This is a genomic window from Nisaea acidiphila, from assembly GCF_024662015.1.
Lineage (GTDB): Bacteria > Pseudomonadota > Alphaproteobacteria > Thalassobaculales > Thalassobaculaceae > Nisaea > Nisaea acidiphila.
On sequence record NZ_CP102480.1, the window covers coordinates 248,870 to 268,098 of the forward strand.

General features: G+C 61.2%; 20 protein-coding genes. 10 read left to right on the forward strand and 10 right to left on the reverse strand.

Annotated elements, in window-relative coordinates; genetic code table 11:
* Positions 1–32 precede the first annotated feature (32 nt).
* The gene (locus NUH88_RS01235) at positions 33–878 is read left to right on the forward strand and encodes a CE1 family esterase (RefSeq protein WP_257769469.1); all 846 of its coding nucleotides are present in this window, start codon (positions 33–35) and stop codon (positions 876–878) included.
* Between the two features lie 3 nt (positions 879–881).
* Here the strand turns inward: NUH88_RS01235 and NUH88_RS01240 are convergent, their stop codons facing one another.
* Positions 882–1,661, reverse strand: a complete 780-nt coding sequence (locus NUH88_RS01240) for a DUF2189 domain-containing protein (RefSeq protein ID WP_257769471.1) — start codon at positions 1,659–1,661, stop codon at positions 882–884.
* A gap of 207 nt (positions 1,662–1,868) precedes the next feature.
* Between NUH88_RS01240 and NUH88_RS01245 the strand changes: the two genes are divergently transcribed.
* From NUH88_RS01245 to NUH88_RS01265, 5 genes are all read left to right on the forward strand, one after another.
* On the forward strand, positions 1,869–2,174 hold the full coding sequence (locus tag NUH88_RS01245) for a hypothetical protein (RefSeq protein WP_257769473.1): 306 nt from the start codon (positions 1,869–1,871) through the stop codon (positions 2,172–2,174).
* Between the two features lie 116 nt (positions 2,175–2,290).
* Positions 2,291–3,766, forward strand: a complete 1,476-nt coding sequence (locus NUH88_RS01250; protein WP_257769474.1) for an ABC transporter substrate-binding protein — start codon at positions 2,291–2,293, stop codon at positions 3,764–3,766.
* Positions 3,767–3,790: 24 nt separating this feature from the next.
* The gene (locus NUH88_RS01255; protein WP_257769475.1) at positions 3,791–4,747 is read left to right on the forward strand and encodes an ABC transporter permease; all 957 of its coding nucleotides are present in this window, start codon (positions 3,791–3,793) and stop codon (positions 4,745–4,747) included.
* A complete protein-coding gene (locus tag NUH88_RS01260; protein WP_257769476.1) occupies positions 4,740–5,633 on the forward strand; it encodes an ABC transporter permease in 894 nt (297 codons plus the stop codon). The genes NUH88_RS01255 and NUH88_RS01260 overlap by 8 nt, the downstream gene beginning before the upstream one ends.
* Positions 5,634–5,754: 121 nt before the next feature.
* Positions 5,755–6,381 carry a class I SAM-dependent methyltransferase gene (locus NUH88_RS01265; protein ID WP_257769477.1) on the forward strand — a complete coding sequence of 209 codons (627 nt, stop codon included), beginning with the start codon at positions 5,755–5,757 and terminating at the stop codon, positions 6,379–6,381.
* Between the two features lie 13 nt (positions 6,382–6,394).
* Here NUH88_RS01265 and hspQ read toward each other — a convergent pair whose 3' ends face one another.
* Positions 6,395–6,724, reverse strand: coding sequence for a heat shock protein HspQ (gene hspQ, locus NUH88_RS01270; protein WP_257769478.1), 330 nt, complete (start codon positions 6,722–6,724; stop codon positions 6,395–6,397).
* Between the two features lie 213 nt (positions 6,725–6,937).
* On the opposite strand from hspQ, the gene NUH88_RS01275 reads away from it, so the two are divergent.
* Positions 6,938–8,239, forward strand: a complete 1,302-nt coding sequence (locus NUH88_RS01275; protein ID WP_257769479.1) for an MFS transporter — start codon at positions 6,938–6,940, stop codon at positions 8,237–8,239.
* A 24-nt stretch (positions 8,240–8,263) separates the two neighbouring features.
* On the opposite strand, the gene NUH88_RS01280 is transcribed toward NUH88_RS01275, so the two are convergent.
* Positions 8,264–9,835 carry a sensor histidine kinase gene (locus tag NUH88_RS01280; protein ID WP_257769480.1) on the reverse strand — a complete coding sequence of 524 codons (1,572 nt, stop codon included), beginning with the start codon at positions 9,833–9,835 and terminating at the stop codon, positions 8,264–8,266.
* A 177-nt stretch (positions 9,836–10,012) separates the two neighbouring features.
* Positions 10,013–10,777 (reverse strand): ATP-binding response regulator, encoded by a 765-nt coding sequence (locus NUH88_RS01285; RefSeq protein ID WP_257769481.1) that lies wholly within the window; start codon positions 10,775–10,777, stop codon positions 10,013–10,015.
* Positions 10,778–10,974: 197 nt separating this feature from the next.
* On the opposite strand from NUH88_RS01285, the gene NUH88_RS01290 reads away from it, so the two are divergent.
* Positions 10,975–11,361: a response regulator gene (locus NUH88_RS01290; protein ID WP_257769482.1), complete on the forward strand. Its 387-nt coding sequence runs from the start codon at positions 10,975–10,977 to the stop codon at positions 11,359–11,361.
* 14 nt (positions 11,362–11,375) lie between these two features.
* Here NUH88_RS01290 and NUH88_RS01295 read toward each other — a convergent pair whose 3' ends face one another.
* The 3 genes from NUH88_RS01295 to NUH88_RS01305 form a co-directional block, all read right to left on the reverse strand.
* Positions 11,376–11,738, reverse strand: coding sequence for an Hpt domain-containing protein (locus NUH88_RS01295; RefSeq protein ID WP_257769483.1), 363 nt, complete (start codon positions 11,736–11,738; stop codon positions 11,376–11,378).
* A gap of 84 nt (positions 11,739–11,822) precedes the next feature.
* Positions 11,823–13,049, reverse strand: coding sequence for a SpbR family protein (gene spbR / locus NUH88_RS01300; RefSeq protein WP_505483645.1), 1,227 nt, complete (start codon positions 13,047–13,049; stop codon positions 11,823–11,825).
* A 132-nt stretch (positions 13,050–13,181) separates the two neighbouring features.
* Entirely contained in the window at positions 13,182–14,168 is a 987-nt protein-coding gene (locus NUH88_RS01305; RefSeq protein WP_257769486.1) for an MBL fold metallo-hydrolase, read from the reverse strand.
* Positions 14,169–14,385: 217 nt separating this feature from the next.
* Between NUH88_RS01305 and pcaD the strand changes: the two genes are divergently transcribed.
* A complete protein-coding gene (gene pcaD, locus NUH88_RS01310) occupies positions 14,386–15,180 on the forward strand; it encodes a 3-oxoadipate enol-lactonase (RefSeq protein WP_257769488.1) in 795 nt (264 codons plus the stop codon).
* Between the two features lie 2 nt (positions 15,181–15,182).
* Here pcaD and NUH88_RS01315 read toward each other — a convergent pair whose 3' ends face one another.
* Entirely contained in the window at positions 15,183–16,199 is a 1,017-nt protein-coding gene (locus NUH88_RS01315; protein WP_257769490.1) for an FG-GAP repeat domain-containing protein, read from the reverse strand.
* Between the two features lie 161 nt (positions 16,200–16,360).
* Here NUH88_RS01315 and NUH88_RS01320 point away from each other — a divergent pair, with 161 nt between their 5' ends.
* Positions 16,361–17,047 (forward strand): fumarylacetoacetate hydrolase family protein, encoded by a 687-nt coding sequence (locus NUH88_RS01320; protein ID WP_257769492.1) that lies wholly within the window; start codon positions 16,361–16,363, stop codon positions 17,045–17,047.
* Between the two features lie 70 nt (positions 17,048–17,117).
* On the opposite strand, the gene NUH88_RS01325 is transcribed toward NUH88_RS01320, so the two are convergent.
* A complete protein-coding gene (locus NUH88_RS01325) occupies positions 17,118–18,635 on the reverse strand; it encodes a tripartite tricarboxylate transporter permease (protein WP_257769494.1) in 1,518 nt (505 codons plus the stop codon).
* A 20-nt stretch (positions 18,636–18,655) separates the two neighbouring features.
* Positions 18,656–19,153 (reverse strand): tripartite tricarboxylate transporter TctB family protein, encoded by a 498-nt coding sequence (locus NUH88_RS01330; protein ID WP_257769496.1) that lies wholly within the window; start codon positions 19,151–19,153, stop codon positions 18,656–18,658.
* Between the last annotated feature and the right edge of the window lie 76 nt (positions 19,154–19,229).

The window sequence follows — 19,229 nt, forward strand, 5'->3', positions numbered from 1 at the left end:
CAAGTGACGCACATCCGGGCCGGGTTTGGGTCATGCTCCGGATTATGAACCCGATCCGATTTTTCCCCGCCTTACTGATCGCCTTTTGCCTCGCCGCCGCCCCGGGCGGCGCGGAAGCGTGCGGCGTGGAAACCCCATGCGAAATCCCAGCCGGCAGCTATTACGTCAAACCGCCCTCCGGCTGGGACGGGCAAAGCCCGCTGCCGGCCGTGCTCTATTTTCACGGCTACAAGCAGAGTGGCAGGACCGTCCTGCGAATGAAGGCTCTGATGCGGGCTGCAGATGAGGCCGGTATCCTCGTCGTCGCTCCGAACGGTATCGAAGGGCAATGGGGCGTACGGGGAGCCCCTTCCGTACTTAGGGACGATATCGCCTTCACCCGCGCTGTCAGGGTGGACGTTACGTCAAAATGGCCCATCGACCGGTCGCGCCTGTGGGTTTCCGGGTTCTCGCTCGGCGGCTCCATGGCCTGGAACGTCGCCTGCCTCAGCGGGGACGATTTTTCCGGCTTCCTTCCCGTCTCCGGCGCCTTCTGGCGTCCTCATCCACAGAACTGCCCAAGCGGCCCGATCAACATGCTTCACGTCCACGGGCGCGGCGACAAGGTGGTCCCTATAGAGGGACGCGCCATCGGAAGCCGCTGGCGGCAGGGTAACGTGCTGGAAGGCTTCGATTTCTGGCGCAGCCACGACCGGTGCGAGGCCGACGAGCTGCAAAGCACCGGCGACAAGGGCCTGCATTGCCGGGAATGGCGTGGCTGCTCCGGCGGCAAGCGTCTCGCGCTCTGCCTCTATGACGGCGGCCATTCGGCGCCGAAGGATTGGTATCCCCGGGCCTTCAAATGGATGAAAGACGTGAGCGAAACGCCGAGAGGATAAGGCTTATTCCGGCCGCACCCCGTCGAAGGCGCGCCTGTAGGCATGCCATGTCGCATGGCCGATCAGCGGGAAAGTGATTGCGAGTCCGACGAAACAGGTCACGATCCCGACCGCCGTCAACATGACGATGAGCCAGGCCCAGACGAGCAACGGCCAGAGATTGCGCCGTACCATCTGGACGCTCTCCATCACGGCGGTCACCGCATCGACGTCCCGCACCATGAGCATCGGCACGGAAAACGCCGTCACGGCAAAGACCGCGGCCGCCAGCACTCCACCAAAGGCCGTGCCGATCACAAGCAGCCCGAGGCCGTCATAGGTGAAGAACAGGATGCCGATGGAGTCCTCGAGCCCCGGAAACGGCCGCGTGCCGAGGAAAAGTGCATAAAGCAGCGTCGCGATCCGGATCCAGATCAGATGCACCACCATCAGGATCACACCGAGATAGGCGAGCTGGGTTGGATTCTTTACCGGCACGAACAGGGCGGTCCTGAGCGATACAGGCTCCCCCGCCTCGCGCCGGCGGCTGGTTTCGTAAAGACCGACGGCGAGCATCGGCCCCATCAGCATGAACCCGGCCGAGAGCGGTAGCAGAAGGTGCGGAACGTCCAGCAGGAAAAGCGTGCTCGCCAAGCCGAGGCTGACCAGCGTAAACCCGACCCCGTAGGTCAGGCTGATTCCAGGCACGGCGAGCATGTCGCGCCACCCGGCCGCGAGCCATTCCCACGGCTCGTCGGGCTCCATGCCATTGCCTGTCACGTGGACCGTATCGGCCGATACCATCTGGTTCCTCCACTTCCGCCGTTCTTTCATCGGCAGGAATTGGGAATCCTGTCCGGCCAGCGACTTGTTTCATACCAGTGTCACTCTCAATATCGACCTGAAACAAGTCAAAAACATTGATCCAAATCAATGTTTGAGAGCATGAAACGACCGCCTAATCCTCCTCAGGGACCAAACGATGCCCGTGTGTGCCGACTGGAACAGACCATGAGAAAGCCGATAACCGACGGAGCGGAGGTCTCCATCGAATTTCCCGACAAGGCCTATCTCGGCTATTTCCGCCGCGACAGCACCTTCGAAGTTTCACGGGATGACGACAGTATCGTGCTCAAACTGGTCCATCCCGGCGACGACAAGCGTGTCGCCTCGTTCCACCTGCATGACTACCTGCTTGCTGACGTCCTCCAAGCGATCGCCGGAACCCTCGGCGACGCGGAAATCGGGGGACCTCAGCGCGAGGCCCTCGAACAGGCCGCGAAAACGCTCGTTTCGGCGCTAAAACACTCCTCCTGATCCGACGGCCCAATACAGACTCCGCCGAAGCTGGTTGCGACGCCAAGGGCAGCGTGCAAGGCTGCGCGCATCGGGCGGCGACCGGATGGCGCGCCGCTTTGAACGGGGAGAAAAAGATGAAATCCAAGCTGTTCGCCGCCGCGCTGCTCGCCACCACGCTGGGCGCCGCAGGAAATGCCGCCGCCAAGGATAGCCTCGCTCTCGGTATTGGCCTTGAGCCGCCGCATCTGGACCCGACCGCCGGCGCCGCCGCGGCGATCGACGAGGTTGTCTATGCAAATGTGTTCGAAGGCCTGACGCGCATCGGACCTGATGGCGCGGTGCTGCCGGCACTGGCGAAGTCCTGGAGCGTTTCCGAGAACGGCCTCACCTATACCTTCAAGCTGCAGGACGGTGTCGCCTTCCATGACGGCACCGGGTTCGATTCCGCCGATGTCCTGTTCTCGCTCAATCGCGCCATGGCGGAAGACAGCACCAACGCCCAGAAAGGCCTGTTCGAACCGATCGAGAAGGTCGAGGCGCCGGACGCGACGACGGTCGTGATCACCCTGAAGCGCCCGACCGGCCATTTCCTCTTCAATCTCGGCTGGGGTGACGCTGTCATCGTGGCGCCGGAAAGCGCCGGGGCGAATAAATCCAACCCTGTCGGCACCGGCCCCTTCAGCTTCAAGCGCTGGGCGAAAGGCTCCGAGATCAATCTGGCGCGGAACGACGCCTACTGGGGCACGAAGGCAAAGCTCACAAAGGTCAGCTTCAAGATCATGCCGGACGCCGCCGCTTCGGCGGCCGCATTGATGTCAGGTGATGTCGACGCGATCCCGAATTTCGGCGCTCCGGAATTGCTGGAGCAGTTCCGTTCCGATCCGCGTTTCCTGGTCATGATCGGCACGACGGAAGGGGAAACGATCCTTTCCATGAACCATGCGAACGAAGCATTGAGCGACATTCGTGTTCGCCGCGCGATCAGCCACGCGATCGACCGCCAGGCGATTATTGACGGTGCCATGTTCGGCTCCGGTACCCCCATCGGCAGCCATTTCGCGCCGCACCACCCGGCCTATATCGACCTGACCGGCATGTATCCGCACGATACCGCCAAGGCCAAGGCACTCCTCGCCGAAGCCGGCTACGCCGACGGGCTGAAACTGCGCCTGACACTGCCGCCGCCGAGCTATGCGCGGCGTGGCGGCGAAGTGATCGCGGCCCAGCTCGCAGCCGTCGGGATCGAAACCGAGATCATCCCGGTCGAGTGGGCCCAATGGCTGAAGCAGGTCTTCAAGACGACGGATTACGACCTGACGATCGTCTCCCACACGGAACCGTTCGATATCGGGATCTATGCCCGCGACAGCTACTATTTCAACTACAAGAGCGACCGCTTCCGGAATGTCTATTCCGCTCTCACAGAGGCGGTAGATCCGACGGAGCGGAACTCCCTGATCGGCGAGGCACAGAAAATCCTCGCGGAGGACGCGGTCAACGGTTTCCTCTTCGAACTCGCTCAGAACGGCGTCTGGCGCACGAAGATCAAGGGGCTCTGGCGCAACCGGCCGATCCAGGCGAACGACGTGACAGGCGCCTACTGGGAATAACCCCGCGCCCGACGGACCCTGCATATGCTCGCATTCGCCGTTCGACGGCTGACGGCACTGGCGGCGACCCTTGCGGTTGCCGCCCTTGTCGTCTTCATGGTCATGGAAGTCCTGCCGGGCGATCCGGCGGAAGTCATGCTCGGCCTCAACGCCCAGCCCGACACGCTGGCCGCGCTCCGGGCCCAGATGGGGCTGGACCGGCCGGTGCCCGAACGCTTCCTGGTCTGGATCCTCGCCTTTCTCTCCGGCGATCTCGGTATCAGCTATACCTATGACGTCCCCGTCGCGGAGCTGATCGGCGAGCGCATGGAAGTCACCCTTCCGCTGGCGCTCATGGCCATCCTGTTCTCGACCGCAATCGCCTTGCCCTGCGGCGTGCTTGCAGCCCGTTTCCGTGGCGGTTTCGCAGACACCTTCATCATGGGCGCCGCTCAGCTCGGCGTTGCCGTTCCGAACTTCTGGTTCGCGATCCTGCTGATCCTGCTCTTCGCCGTCACGCTTGGCTGGACCAGTGCCGGCGGCTTTCCCGGTTTCGAGGACGGTATTCTGCCGGCGCTCGGCGCGCTGCTTTTGCCCGCCGTCGCGCTCGCCCTGCCGCAGGCCGCGATCCTGGCGCGCGTCACCCGCTCATCGGTCGTAGAGGTGATGGGCGAGGATTATATCCGCACCGCCCGCGCCAAGGGGCTCTCCGGTCGCACGGTGCTCTGGCGGCATGCGGTGCGAAATGCGCTCGCGGCGCCACTGACGATCATGGGGCTGCAATTCAGTTTCCTGCTCGCCGGGACCGTCATCATCGAGAACGTCTTTTACCTGCCCGGCCTCGGCCGGTTGATTTTCCAGGCCATCGCCCAACGCGACCTCATCGTCGTGAAGGACGTTGTGGTGCTTCTCGTCGCCCTCGTCATCACGGTCAACTTCGTCGTCGACCTTCTCTATGCCTGGACCGATCCGCGGCTCCGGAAAGCGGGCAGCGATGTCTGAAAGCGTCTCGATCGTGTCAGGTCCGGTCCGCACTCCGTTCTGGCGGCGCGCATCGCGTCATCCGGGTTTCCTACTCGGCGGCGCGATCAGTCTCTTCGTCCTCCTTACGGCGGCGCTCGCCCTGATCTGGACGCCGTTCCCGGTAACCGAACTGAACATCGCCCAGAAACTCCGGCCGTTTTCCCTCTCTCATCCGCTCGGCACCGATCATTTTGGACGCGATATCGTATCCATGCTCATGGTCGGCGCCGGCAATTCCGTTCTGGTCGGGATCGTCGCCGTCGGGCTCGGGGTCGGGGTCGGCGGTCCGCTCGGACTGCTGGCCGCAATGCGACCGGGCCTCATCAGCGAAGCCGTGATGCGCGCGAGCGATCTCGCCTTTGCCTTTCCAGCCCTGCTGACCGCCGTGATGATCACCGCGATCTACGGGCCCGGTACGGTGAATTCGATCATCGCCATCGGGATCTTCAACGTCCCGGTCTTCGCCCGGCTCACCCGCGGCGTTTCCCTTTCGGTCTGGCAGATGGAATATGTGTCCGCCGCCCGCGCAATCGGCGTGCCGTCGCTGCAGATCGCGCTCCGGCACATGCTGCCCAACATCGCCAGTCCGCTGATCGTGCAGGCGACGATCCAATTCGCCCTCGCCATACTCGCGGAAGCCGGTCTCAGCTATCTCGGACTCGGTACCCAGCCGCCGCAACCAAGCTGGGGGAAAATGCTCCATGAAGCGCAGACCATGCTTTATTTCGCGCCGACCCTCGCGATTCTCCCCGGCATCAGCATCGCCGTGACCGTCCTCGGCCTCAATTTGCTCGGCGACGGTTTGCGCGATTTGCTCGATCCAAAGCTGCGCAACGCCTCAAACAGGCAGTCTCGGGGCGAATAACCCTGTCGATGCCTGTTGGCGCGCGAGCGCTTGGAAATTATGCTTTTGGCGCCGATCCGTACTGCCTATCTATGTCCGGGTACGGACACCGTCCTGAGCGCCACTGGGGAGCAATGCATAAATGGGTCTTCGATCCGCCAGAGAGGAAATCTTCTTCCTCTCACGATGGCTTCGTGCCCCTCTGAAGACCGGTTCGGTCCGCCCCAGCGGACGCGACCTGACCCGGCTCATTGCACGCACCGTGTCACGGACCGGGCCCGACGAGTGGATAGTCGAGCTCGGCGGAGGCACCGGAGCCGTGACGCGCGCGCTCCTTGATGCCGGTATCGCCCGGAACCGCCTCGTCATCCTTGAGCGCGACCCGGCGCTTTCGGCCTGGCTGCGGCGCGATTTTCCCGGCACGACGGTCATCGCGGGCGACGCGGAGCAGTTGGGCCACCATCTTGCACGCCGCGAGATCGGACCGGTCCGCCGGATCGTCTCCAGCCTGCCCCTGCTCTCTCTTCCGCGCACGCAGCGCAAGGCAATCCTTGCCGCGATCCTTTCGGTCCTCGGTGAGGAAGGCTCCCTGATCCAGTACAGCTACGGTCCGTCCTGCCCGGTTCCACGCGCGTTGCGGAACGAACTCGGCCTGAAGGCAACGCCTGTTGGCATCGCCTGGCGCAATCTGCCGCCGGCGCGGGTCTGGGAATTCAGGAAACGGGCATCCGGTTCGGGCCAGCGCTCAAAGCCGCGCTGCGCCGCCTGAAGATGCGAAGAGTTCAGGCTTCGTGATGACGGACGACGTAGCGGCCGTCGTCGAATTCCGTGAACTGGTCTGAAATGGACGGATGGTTGACCGGGCCATTGCCGCTGTCGTCAATCAGGTTCTGCTCGGAGACATAGGCGACGTAGTAGGTCTCCGGGTTTTCCGCGAATAGGTGGTAGAACGGCTGATCGCGCCGGGGACGGCGGTCCTCCGGAATGGCCTCGTACCATTCCTCGGTGTTGGCGAATTCCGGGTCGACATCGAACACGACACCCCGGAAGTCGAACATCCTGTGCCGAACAACCGCGCCGATACCAAACTTGGCTTCGACCACATTGACCACAGCATATCACTCCGTTGTTTTTGCTCGCATCTTACCGAACTTGTCCGGAATAGCGGCGAACGTCAACCATTGCCGCGCGACGATCCGGGTCCGCGGACATGCTCCCTTTCCGATTACGACGCAACTTGCCCCTTGTTCAGACGCGGTTCTGCATACACTGTGACGATAAGCGGACGGATCAGTTCGCAATAAAACAATAATCGGGAGGTGAGGATGTCCGTCGCGGCTTTGCGCGATCACGTTTTCGGTTATCTGAACGACCGCTTCTTCTATGGCTGGGTCATCCTCTCGGTCGCTGGTCTCGGCCTCTTCACAAGCGGCCCGGGCCAATCCCACACCTTCAGCGTGTTCGTCGACCCGATCAGCGCCGATCTCGGGATTACCAGCACGACTATCGCCTCTGCCTACGGGACGGCAACGCTGGCCGCCGCCCTCTGCCTGCCCGTTGCCGGACGCTTGGTCGACCGTTTCGGGCCGCGCCGTATGGCGGGCGCGATCGTCTTCCTGCTTGGGCTCGCCTGCCTCTTTTTCGGCGCCGCCGCGAATTTCGTCTGGCTGGCTCTCGGCTACGGTTTCCTCCGCTTTTTCGGCCAGGGTGCCTTGATGCTCACCTCCGCCAACCTGACTTCCCGCTGGTTCGCGAGGAAGCGCGGCACGGCCATGGGGCTGATGGCACTCGGTTTCGGTGCATCGATCGCCGTACATCCACCGCTTGCGCAGTTCCTGATCGAAACCGTCGGCTGGCGGCAGGCCTGGACCTATCTGGGTCTTCTGACCTGGGTCCAGATGCTTCCCGCCATTTGGCTCCTCGTGATCGACAGTCCGGAAGAAAAGGGGTTGGCTCCGGACGGTGAGAGCCGCCCGAGGCCAGAAGCCGCGGCCGCAGTAAAAAACTCCAAGGAAGAGGACATTCCGGGCCTTACACTCTCCGAGGCGCTCAGAACACCGACCTTTCACCTGATCTGGTTCAGCATGGCGTCCATCGCAATGCTGGTTACCGCGCTCCATTTCTACCAGGTGAAGATCTTCACGGCGCAGGGCCTCGATCCCGCCGTCGCAGCCTGGGTTTTCCCGATCACAGCCGGCACCATGGTCGCCATGATGCCGGTCGTCGGACGTGTGCTCGACCGCCTCAAGACCCGCCATGCGCTTGCGCTAGCCTTATTGGTCCAGGCCAGTGCCCTCCTCATGGTGACGCAGGTCAATAACGTGCCCACGGCGATTTTCTATGCCGCCCTCTTCGGGCTGAACAACGCCTGCAGCATGACCCTGTTCGGATATATCTGGCCGCGCTATTTCGGACGCCGCCATCTCGGAAGTATTCAGGGAACAGGACAGATGATTATGGTCGTCGGCGCCTCGCTCGGCCCGCTCCCGATCGGCTATGCGTTCGATACATTCGGATCGCCGAGCCTGATGATCCAAGGCCTTTCGGTCTATCCGGCAGCTTGCGCCCTTCTCGCTCTCCTCATCCGCACTCCGGCGGCCATCCCGGTCGAAGAGCATCTGGAGTAGATCCGCAGCGGCGGCATGCCCGGTTTATGCGAGGGGCTGAAGCCGCTCAGCCGGCAACGTCACTGTGATGGTCGTGCCTTCGCTGAGGGCACTCCTGATCTTCAGGTCGCCACCATGCGCCTTGGCGATTGCCTGCGTGAGATACAAGCCGAGCCCGGCCCCTTCGATAGACCGGCTGTAGGTCTCGTCGGTCGCCTGTTCAAACGGATTGAGAACCCGGTCGAGATCGCCCTCTCGAATACCGATGCCATTATCCGAGACTTCAAGGACAACTCCCGCCGCCGCATCCACCGTCAGGCTGAGCGCAATCACTCCGTTCGCATCCGTGAACTTCACTGCATTGGTGAGAAGGTTCATCAGGATTTGGCGAATCTGCCGCTCGTCGCCAACGAAGCCAACCGGACCGTCCGGAAGACTCGCTGAGAAATGATGCCCTTTCTCGGCCAGCTTCGGCCGGATCATTGCAATCGTCGCGGAGACCGAGCGGGCGATGTCAAAAAGGTCCTCCTTGAGGCCCATCTCTCCCAGCTCTATACGCGAAACATCGAGGATATCGTTAATCAGCTCCAGAAGGTGCGCTCCGGCCGAATGTATATGCTGAACGAACTCGACATATCGTTCGCTGCCGATCGGCCCGAACATCTCCTTCTGCAACAGATCCGAAAAGCCGATGATGCTGTTTAGCGGTGTCCGGAGTTCGTGGCTCATATTGGCCAGAAACTGGGTTTTGGCGAGACTGGCGAGATCGGCCCGGTGCAGGGCTTCCTCGAGCTGCCGCGTTTTCTCGGCGACCTTGCTTTGCAGGTCTTTGGCCTGGCGCCTCCGGACCGAGATATCGCGGAACCAGATGATCCTGGCATCGCAGCCTTCAAAAGTGATCGGCCGGCCGCTCAGCAGGATCCAACGGGTTCCGCCATCCAGCGCTTCACGCTCGATCTCGTATTCGGCCATCGCCATGCTGAAATTCGGGTCGATCAGAATTGAAGCGAGATCGTCCGTCCGGTCGCCCACCGGACACGGCTTCGCCCCTGCAATTCCTTCGACGAAATCCGAGCCGAACCAGCGCGTTAGCGACGCATTCGCCATCAGGCATTCGTTCGTATCATTGCAGAGGACGAGCACCCCGATCGGGCAATCCTCGAAGATCCCCCGCAATGCGTCCGATTCTTCGCGTGCCGCAGTTCCAGCAGGCACGAAATCCGGCACCTCTGAAACAACTGTCGCGACTCCGCCGTCCCGCCGCTGGCGCCGGTCGATCCTGACAACACGCCCGGAATCCAGCACGACGCGGAAATCCTCCCGAGGCGCGGCAAGTTCCAAGTCACCCGACGCGAGCTCAGAAGCAAAACCGTTCAGGAAACGGGCATCGCGGCAGGACTCCTGCAAAGCATGGATGTCGCTCGCCTTCATTCCAAGCGATAGCGCGCCGTCCGGCAGTCCGAGGATACCCAAAACCGGGCCGCTATAGGCTTGCAGCCGTCCATTTCGGCTCCAAAGGACAATGCCGTCCCGCGCCGGATCCGGCATGACGTCGAACGCGCCTTCGATCGCGCCTTCCACATCAAAGGAAAGGTCGCTATTCCACACATCACTCATCGCGACAAAACGGCGGGAAATACCCGCGCCGGCCCCAACGTAAAAAATGGAGCGAATTCAATAAAACAATCTCTGGAAATACTCCACAAAATACAAAACGGCTCTTTATCCAAGATTCCGCTTTATTTTTTGAAAATTTCACACGTCTTTACTGGAAACCAGCCACCAAAGCGCGAGCTAGAGCAGACCGAGCTTTTGCAATGCATCGGCAAGGTCGTCACCAAAATACTTTCCTTTGCGGATAACCGGAACCGACTCCGGCAACCCCTGCAGAAGCTGGTTGTCGCGCGAAAACGCCGTCAGCAGCGCGCAGGGAATTTCCTCTGTCGCCCGCATCGCTTTCAGCGCACGAACGAAGTCGACACCGTCGAGCCCCGGCATGTTCGCGGACACGAAGACGCAATCAGGACGCGTCTGATAGACATAACCGATAGCCTGGATCGAAGACTGAACGTGGGTGACACGATAGCCGCAGGCTTCAAGCTCCTTGGTCACCAGGCGTGCCTGAGCTCCCGGCTCCATGATCAGGTCGACCTCGATCTCCGTAATCGTCACATCGGAAACATCGAAACGGGAGCGCATCGGGAGCGAACGCACAATAGTGTCGATCGGCCCATCCTGAGATATCCGTCCGTCGATCACGTCGCCGATCCGATCAACGAAGATCCGGATATCTTTCAGCGACAGCGACTCGGAGCCGTCTGAGGCCGCGAGATAATCTTCCAGGCGATGAGCGATGATCGTGAGGTTGGGATAGCCGTAGGTCGTTCCCGAACCTTTCAGGGAATGGACGATACGAGCCAGCTCGATCTGAGCTCCAGGCTCAAGCTCACCTTTCGCGGATGCCGCGTCCAGCATGTCGTCCAAGTGCGCGACCCGATCGTTCGAGTGATCCAGGAATTCCTGATGCAACTGCGCTAGATGTTTCTCGAAATCTTCCATATCAGGTCCTGCCCACTCGCTTCTGAAACAACCGGTGTCGCCGGTTCGCCGCACTCAGTCCGTCATTTTGTAATTCGTTAACCGGCAATGGTTACGATTCAGTTAGTCGGCAGCATTTTGATACGACTATGTTTGCAATGTGCGCAACCGCCGCGCCGCTCGGCCCAAGGTCCCAACTGTCCTGAGATGCCTACCAGATGCATAAGATCCTGCATGTCGATGACGAGAAAGATATCAGGTCGATCGCCAAACTCTCGCTGCAATCGATCGGCGGCTTTGAGGTGACGTCCTGTGAATCGGGCCGGGAAGCGCTCGGCTGCCTGGAGGCCGTCTCGCCCGACTGCATCCTGCTCGATGTGATGATGCCTGATCTGGACGGCCCAGCCACGCTCCTGGAACTCAGGCGGCGCCAGGACACCGTCGATATTCCCGTGATCTTCATGACTGCGGAGACGGACGCGAGAGAGGTCGAGCGGCTGATCGAGTTGGGAGCAATCGGCGTCATTGCAAAACCGTTCAATCCCATGCAGCTCAGCGAAGAAATAAAGCGCGTCTGGACTGACTGGAAGAGCGGAACCGCTTAAACAACGAGCGTTCCTCAGAACGGGATGGTCCCTATGTCAGGGTCCGCAAACATTTTGTCGGCATCGGCATAGAGCTTGGCAAGTCGCTCAAGGATGTCATCCGGTTGCCCGTCCGGTTCCGCCAAATGACTCCCGCACGCAAGTTCGACGCTCCGCGCGCTGTTGGATAGATCCGCATAGCCGTAAGTACCCGAACTGCCCGAAATCGTATGCGTTTCCCGGCGTATGGTCTCCAATGCCGAACTCTTGTCTGTCGCGCTGGCTCCGGAGCGGAGGACCCGTTCCTGCTCTCGAATCGCGTCAACCCGCCCGCGGCAGATTTGCAGGAACTCCTCGCGCAAGCGAAGAAATGCTTCTTTCATACTGGTCTCGGACAAACACCCCTCCCCGCCCCGGAACTCAAGTCCCCAGCCGGTCGGCACAATAGCATTCGAAGGCATGCCGTCCGAGAACGGTTTTTCTCAGTGCAGGTGCTCGCGCGCTTCGGCGGTCTTCGAGGTCAATGTAGACAGCCGCTTCATGAGATATTCGACATCGTCGTCGGAAAGGCCGAAGTCGTCGGTCTCGAAGGCGGTCAGGAGGCGCTCAAGAACTTTCAGGCTGAAGCGCTCTCGATCACTTTCCAGACCGTCGTATTCGGTATCCCGCATCACATCGATCGCCTTGCGCAACACCGGGTAGCTGCGTTTCGGAAGCCCCGAACGGTCGAACAGGGCCTTGAGACCCAGGTCTCCGGAGTCGTCGAACAGCTTTTGCGCATTGATCAGCGGGACCGAAGCAAGCTCGGCCATAGCGGCCTGGGCGAAGTCGAGATCCCCGAGACAGGCGGCACGCAACACGATCGATTCCGTCAGCCGTCCATTGCGATGAAGCTCTGCAACGAGATCTTCCACCTTTTGTGACGGCGCGCCGTTCGAGACAAGACTCAACGTGGCGTTTTCCCGCGCCTCAAGCAGCAGATCGGTCGCCGTATTCGCCGGCAGATCGTGATGCTTGACCAAGTGCTCTTTCAATCGATCCGAAACGATCGAAACGAGGCGCTCGGAAATTCCGACGGGAAGGGCCTCGCGATGCACCAACCCGTCCTGAATATTCTCGTCGTCGCCAAACCGCTCGATTGCCTTGCTGAAACCGCTCTCGGAGATTTCCGCGCCTTCATTTCTCACCAGGGTTTCGACAACCGTCTGGTTTCCCTTGTCGATCAGGGTGTCTGCGAGGGCCTCGGAAACATTCTCGCGCCGCGCAATGGCAGTCTGTTTCATTTCATCGGCGGCGGATGCGATCTCTATCAGGTCCTCTTCGCGCAGGACCTCGGAGAATTCGAGCACCGGCATAGCCACCGATTCAACGTCCTTCGCGAGCAGAACCGCGACATCGTGCGGAAGGTCCTTCGCCGTCCGTGCTTCCCGGGCTAGCGCCTCTCGCACGCGGCGTTCCGCATCCCGTGCCATGACACGCAGAATTTCCTGTGCCATCGGAAGCTCGGTGGCAGAGAAACTTGCAGCTGTCAGTTGTCCCGCGACTTTCGCGGCCGTCATTGCGCGATTTTCGGCAGAGGGATCTTTCAGCAGAGCCTGAACGTCCGCTACCGAGAGCGCCCCACCGGATCCATTTCCACCGCCGTCCGAACTAACCATGCGCTTCCCCACTTTTCGCCGGAATTCTAGCGAAGCAGTTTTTCGCAGCATTGGTTAACGTTTTCTTATCAAACGCCTTCCGCTGCGGATCTGCTTTTAAGTGTAGCAGCTTTCCCCGGACTCCGCGCAAGTTATGAAGCGACCCGGCTTTAGGACCGGGTCGCTTCATCGCGCGAAGACGGATCAGAGATTGAGCTGATAGCTGGCAGGTATCCAGCGATAACCGCTTCCATGTTTTTCGACATACCCGACCGCTGGGAAAGGCATGTGATATCCGGTCGCAGGGATGCGTTCCGCCGCAACCATATCCAGTACCTTCTTCCGGCTCGCGGCAGCCGCCTCCTTGTCCATATCGAACCGGACATGCCAGTCCGGACGTTGAAGAGAGGCGACATAGTGGTTTGTCGTATCCGCCCAGGCGAGAAGCCGGCGGCCTTCGCTCTCAAAATGATAGGCCATATGCCCAGGCGTATGGCCGAACGAGTTGACGGCCTGTACCCCCGTCACGACGTCCTCTCCCGGCTTGAGGAAAGTCATCTTTTCCGCGAACGGGACGACATTGCTCTGTACCAGTTTACCAACACGAGCAAGTTTGCCCTCGGCCATTTCCGGCGGCGACCAGAAATCGTACTCCGCTGCGCCCGTGACGTAGCGGGCGTTGGGGAACAGAGGTTGCCCGCCTTCCATCAGTCCGCCGATATGATCAGGGTGAAAATGGGTCAGCACCACGACATCGATCTGATCCGCAGTGAAGCCGGCTTTCGCGAGAACACTCGCCAGCTGCCCTGCATTTGGCCTCCGCCCATCGCCGTTACCGCTGTCGAACATGATTACTTCGTTGCCGGTATTGACGATGACCGGCGTGAAGGAGATTTCCATCCGGCTGCCGGAAAGGAAGTTCTCCTCCGCCAGCTTTGCGACTTCCTCCTGGGTAACGTTCTGCCCAAAGATCGGATGAGGCCCGTCGAGCTGGATGGCCCCGTCACGCACCGTCGTGATTTCGAACTTTCCGAGCTTGAAGCGGTAATGGGTCGGATAAGACGCCCCCTGCATCGGAGCGCCCGCCTCCGCCACGGACGGCAGCGCGGACAGGATTGCCGGTGCCGCAAGCGTCCCGGCGGCAGCGAGCAAAGCCTCGCGGCGATTCATTCGTGTAGCATTCGTCGTCATTTCAGGTCCTCCCTCGACCAATACGAAAGACGCCTTCGAGATAGGTCGGCTTCGGCACCCGAAAAGGCCCTCGGGACGCACTTTCCGCAGCATGGACCATCGCAATCAAGTTCACCGCTTCTTGTCCGCGCCCGGACATTGCTTATAAAGAACACGGATTTCTGCGGCCTCACGGCGCGCGACTCCCACCAACCGGCAAAAGCGGGACCGAAACGCGATGGCATTCTTCAAACATGGCTCACGAACAATTCACTATTCGGACCGCCGTCATGGCGATGGGCCGACCCTGGTGCTGGCAAATTCCCTCGGAACCGACTTCCGGATTTGGGATCCGCTGCTCCCTCACCTGGCAGGCATCGGTCGGGTCGTGCGCTACGACAAACGCGGTCACGGTCTGAGCGACGCGGCGCCCGCGCCCTATTCGATAAGGGATCTGAGCGACGACCTGAAAGCCGTCACCGATCATCTAGGCCTTGAGCATTTCCTCCTCGGGGGCGTTTCGATCGGCGGCATGATCGCACAGGATTACGCCGCCCGTTTCCCGAGCCAGGTCAACGGCCTCGTCTGCATGGACACCGCGCCCAAGATCGGCGACGCCCAGCTCTGGCAGGACCGGATGGATGCGATCGCGAAGATCGGGCTGGAGGGTATCGCGGACGGTGTGATGGAGCGCTGGTTCACGGAGAGCTTCCGGACCAATTTCCCGGCCAAGACGGCGGGCTGGCGCAATCTCCTGACGCGAACGACCCAAGTCGGCTATGTCGGCTGCTGCGCGGCGATCCGGGATGCCGATCTCACGGAGGCGACCCGCGCTATCCCCCTGCCGACGCTGGTGGTCTGCGGCGGCGAGGACGGCGCGACACCGCCCGCGCTCGTCGAAGCCATGGCAGATATCATGCCCGATGCCCGTTATGTCGAAATCGCCGGAGCAGGCCATATCCCGAGCCTGGAACAGCCGGAAGCTCTCGCCGAAGCCATGAACAGTTTTTTCAAGGGCCGCGGACTGGTCTGACGTTACGGCTCCCAGCGGACCTCGAAGGGGCGTCCCGCCTCGTCCAGATAGACCATTGCGGCGATGCCCGCGCGCCCGAAGGCCGAAACCGGCACGCCTGGGAGCTTTACGCGGGCGATCTCCCGCAGACCGTCACCTTCGAGCCCGACAGCTAAGAGATGGCGGTAGCCCCGGTCCGGCACGAGCAAATCGGGATGGCCGTCGCCATCGATGTCGGCAACCAAGGAGAGTCCCTGAACAGTCGACCCTCCGTGATGGTTGGCGAACCCGCCTTCCCGCTCCTGCTCGCGCAGACGTACGCCACGCCATTCCAGAAACACCAACTCGCCGCGAATATGGGGCCGGTCAACGTAGGCGATCTCAATGAAACCGTCCCCGTCGAAATCGGCGATACCGGCAATGTTCAGCCAGCGATAGGCCGAGCCGATCCGGCTTGAAGTCGCGAGCCGTACAAGAGTCGGGGCGCCAGTGCTGTCGCGCCCGATACCGAACACGGCAATCGCCGCGCCTTCATTTGCGCTGGCCGTGATTGTAACGATTTCCGGCCGGCCATTCTCTTCGCCGTCAAGGTCGACGATGCGGGGCTCGAGATCCTCGAAAACCTCATCCCCGGCCATTCGATATATCGCGGTCATGCCGCCTACCTCGAGCACCGCGAGCGCAAGGGCCTCGATTGGGTCCCCTAGCGCCCCGTGCCGGTACTGCTCGGTCTCTTCCGCGTACCAGGCGCTGAGACCGAACGCGGAGCTACGCGCGACACGGCCGTCACGGACCATCGGCGGCGCCAGCGGAGCGGCCTCTTCCGGCCATGCGCCCGCCGGCGCGATGCGGAACTCCCCGTCTTCTCCGTACAGGTAAGTCTCGCCCTTGTCCGAACGAACCAGGACCCCGGCCTCTGTGTGCGTCAGGTCGACAGCGCTTCCAGGCAATGCAAGCTGACGGATCCGGAGTTCCGCCGCGGAGAGATCCGAACGCGGGAGACAGGAGAAAAAGAGGGCGGCAATCAAACAGCGAAACATGACGATCCTGTGCGGTGAAATCCGATCTGATCGGAGAAGAGAGCGGATCGAATATAGGACTGGACGCTCCGGTCCGGGTGCTGGATATGTATCGCTCCGCTTCACAGGTGCGCGACCGCGGCGAACGCGGCGCGCCTGCCACTCCCAGACAGGAGTCTGCCATGAGCTATGTTTTCACGCCGCCTCCCGCCGTTTCGCTGCTGGTTAGAGGTCAGGACGACCGCTTCCCGGTCCACCGGGTCTATTGTGTCGGGCGAAACTATGCCGAACATGCGATCGAGATGGGACACGACCCGGACAAGGAACCGCCGTTCTTCTTCCAGAAAAACCCGGACAATCTGATCGTGCCGGACCTGAACTTTCCCTACCCGCCGCAGTCCAATGACGTCCATCACGAGATCGAGATGGTGGTCGCGCTGCACAAAGGCGGCACCGATATCCCGGTCGATGAGGCCATGGACTGCGTCTATGGCTACGGTGTTTCCCTCGATATGACCCGGCGCGATCTGCAAGGCGAAATGAAAAAGCTCGGCCGCCCCTGGGAAATCGGAAAGGCGTTCGAGAAATCGGCCCCTTGCGGCGAGATCGTCCCGGCAAGCGATATAGGTCATCCCGAGAATGGCGCGATCTGGCTCAAAGTAAATGGGGAGATGCGCCAGGAAGGCGATCTCAACCAGATGATCTGGAAAGTGCCGGAAATGATCTCCTATCTCTCCGGCCTGTTCGAGCTGGCACCCGGCGACATCATCATGTCCGGGACGCCGGCAGGTGTCGGCCCGGTGCAACGCGGAGACGTTATGCACGGTCATATCGACGGCATTGGCGAATTGGTCGTAAACGTCGTCTGATCCGACAAATCGGTAAAACGCAAGGGGCGGCCCGAAGGCCGCCCCCTTTTCGTTTCGGTCCTGCCTGCCTTCAGGCTTCGACCTGTTTCGACTGCTTCATCTTTTTCCGCACGACCTGCACGAGCGGGAGAACGAGCAGGATGAGCGCGATCACAGTGATCGGTCCCGCGATCGGACGGGTGAAGAATACCGTTGCATCGCCGCCCGAAATGATCAGGCTCTGTCGCAGGGCCGGCTCTGCGATCGGCCCCAGCACGATGGCGAGCACTGCCGGCGCGAGCGGGTAGTCGAGCTTGCGCAGCAGATAGGCACCGAAGCCGAAGATCACCATCAGCCAGACATCGTGCATATCCTCGGTCGGGGCATAACCGCCAACGAGGCAGAGCACGAAGATGATAGGCGCGAGGATGGTGAACGGCATCTTCAGAACCCAAAGGAAGACCGGGATGAAGAGGATGTTGATCACCACCGCGAAGAAGTTCGCCGCATAGAGGCTCGCCGTCAGCCCCCAAACGAAGTCCGACTGCTCGATGAACATCAGTGGGCCGGGAACCAGTCCCCAGATCACCATACCGCCGAGCAGGATAGCCGTTGTCGGAGAACCCGGAATGCCGAGGGTCAGCATGGGCAGCATGGCGCCGGTCGACGCCGAGTTATTGGCCGCTTCCGGCGCGATCACGCCCCCGACTTCGCCTTTACCGTAGCCGTCAGGATTCTTGGACGTCATCTTCGAGATACCGTAGGCCATCAGAGACCCCGGTGTGGCGCCCGCCGCGGGCAGGATGCCGACGAAGAAGCCGAGCAAGGAGCCGATCCAGGCCGGTTTCCACTCCAGCACGACTTCCTTCATATGCGAAACCGTGCGCTCCATCGAGATCTTCACCTTGGACATCGAGGGGTTTCCGCGCGTCGAGTCGATGGTCCACAGCATCTCGCCGATGCCGTAGACGCCGATGGCGAGGACCAGGAAATTAATCCCGTGCAGGAAGCCGGTGATATCGAAGAATACCAGACGCGGCGTTCCGCTGATGATGTCCATCCCGACAGCGCTGAAAACAAGCCCGATGCAGATCGAGAAAATGGTCTTCGGAATGTCGTCCCCGCCTAACCCGACAAATGTCGCGAAAGCGAGGAGCATCAGGGCGAAGATCTCCTGATCACCGAAATCGAGCGCGACACTGGCCAGCGCCGGCGCGAAGCCGGTGAACAATACAATCGAGATTGTCCCACCGAAGAAAGACGCCATCGCCGCCCCGATAAGGGCCTTGTCAGCCAGCCCTTTCAGCGCCAGCGGTCGCCCATCGAAAGTCGTCGCCACCGCCGTCGAGGCGCCGGGTATTCCGAGCATGACCGAACTGATCGCGCCGCCATACATCGCGCCGTAATAGATCGCTGCAAGAAAGATGATCGCCGAGGTCGGCGGGACCAGGAAGGTCAGCGGCAGAAGGATCGCCACGCCGTTCACGGAACCGAGCCCCGGCATCGCGCCGATGAACAGACCGACAGTCACGCCCACGACCACCAGCCCGAGATTGAGCGGCTCGAACGCGATCAGGAAGCCGTCGAGAAGATGCTGAATGATTTCCATAAGTCAGGTTCCCCGCGGCCTTAAAGAAAGATGTCGTAGAGCGGATAGAACAGTGGCTCCAAGTAGCCCTTGGGCAACACGATCCGCATCGCGACATCGAAGAAGAAGAAGATGACGACGGGAGCTGAGACGGCGACCGGGACGGTCAGCCGCCAGGTATGTCTCCCGAGCACCCGCAGGTAGAACAGCAGGAAGACAGGCACCGCCCCATAGACGCCGATAAAGTGCACCATCGCGACCAGCGCCACTACACTGCCGCCAACCAGCACGAACATGCGGATGGCGTGCGCGTCCATGAACTGCTCGACCGAGCGCGACTGCGGCGTCGCCTTCCGGACCCAGTTCACGATCGTCCAGATGTTGCAGACCAGCATGACTGCGGCCAGCCAGAACGGCCAGGCACCTCCGCCGGGCCCCTCGTATTCGACCCAGCCGATATTCAGCTCGGTGCTCTTCCACATCAGATAGATGGAAAACGCTGCCAAAACGACAGCCGTGACCAATTCCGCGCGACGCATTTGCGGCGACCTTCCCCACTCAGTCGTGAATTGAAAACATATGCCCGGGATCAACAGATCCCACGGTCCGCTGCCC

Bases quoted from the DNA above. Each gene is read 5' to 3' on its own strand.
- NUH88_RS01235 (WP_257769469.1), top strand. From the start codon at position 33: ATGCTCCGGATTATGAACCCGATCCGATTTTTCCCCGCCTTACTGATC.
- NUH88_RS01240 (WP_257769471.1), bottom strand. From the start codon at position 1,661: ATGGTATCGGCCGATACGGTCCACGTGACAGGCAATGGCATGGAGCCC.
- NUH88_RS01245 (WP_257769473.1), top strand. From the start codon at position 1,869: ATGAGAAAGCCGATAACCGACGGAGCGGAGGTCTCCATCGAATTTCCC.
- NUH88_RS01250 (WP_257769474.1), top strand. From the start codon at position 2,291: ATGAAATCCAAGCTGTTCGCCGCCGCGCTGCTCGCCACCACGCTGGGC.
- NUH88_RS01255 (WP_257769475.1), top strand. From the start codon at position 3,791: ATGCTCGCATTCGCCGTTCGACGGCTGACGGCACTGGCGGCGACCCTT.
- NUH88_RS01260 (WP_257769476.1), top strand. From the start codon at position 4,740: ATGTCTGAAAGCGTCTCGATCGTGTCAGGTCCGGTCCGCACTCCGTTC.
- NUH88_RS01265 (WP_257769477.1), top strand. From the start codon at position 5,755: ATGGGTCTTCGATCCGCCAGAGAGGAAATCTTCTTCCTCTCACGATGG.
- NUH88_RS01275 (WP_257769479.1), top strand. From the start codon at position 6,938: ATGTCCGTCGCGGCTTTGCGCGATCACGTTTTCGGTTATCTGAACGAC.
- NUH88_RS01280 (WP_257769480.1), bottom strand. From the start codon at position 9,835: ATGAGTGATGTGTGGAATAGCGACCTTTCCTTTGATGTGGAAGGCGCG.
- NUH88_RS01285 (WP_257769481.1), bottom strand. From the start codon at position 10,777: ATGGAAGATTTCGAGAAACATCTAGCGCAGTTGCATCAGGAATTCCTG.
- NUH88_RS01290 (WP_257769482.1), top strand. From the start codon at position 10,975: ATGCATAAGATCCTGCATGTCGATGACGAGAAAGATATCAGGTCGATC.
- spbR (WP_505483645.1), bottom strand. From the start codon at position 13,049: ATGCTGCGAAAAACTGCTTCGCTAGAATTCCGGCGAAAAGTGGGGAAG.
- NUH88_RS01305 (WP_257769486.1), bottom strand. From the start codon at position 14,168: ATGACGACGAATGCTACACGAATGAATCGCCGCGAGGCTTTGCTCGCT.
- pcaD (WP_257769488.1), top strand. From the start codon at position 14,386: ATGGCATTCTTCAAACATGGCTCACGAACAATTCACTATTCGGACCGC.
- NUH88_RS01315 (WP_257769490.1), bottom strand. From the start codon at position 16,199: ATGTTTCGCTGTTTGATTGCCGCCCTCTTTTTCTCCTGTCTCCCGCGT.
- NUH88_RS01320 (WP_257769492.1), top strand. From the start codon at position 16,361: ATGAGCTATGTTTTCACGCCGCCTCCCGCCGTTTCGCTGCTGGTTAGA.
- NUH88_RS01325 (WP_257769494.1), bottom strand. From the start codon at position 18,635: ATGGAAATCATTCAGCATCTTCTCGACGGCTTCCTGATCGCGTTCGAG.
- NUH88_RS01330 (WP_257769496.1), bottom strand. From the start codon at position 19,153: ATGCGTCGCGCGGAATTGGTCACGGCTGTCGTTTTGGCAGCGTTTTCC.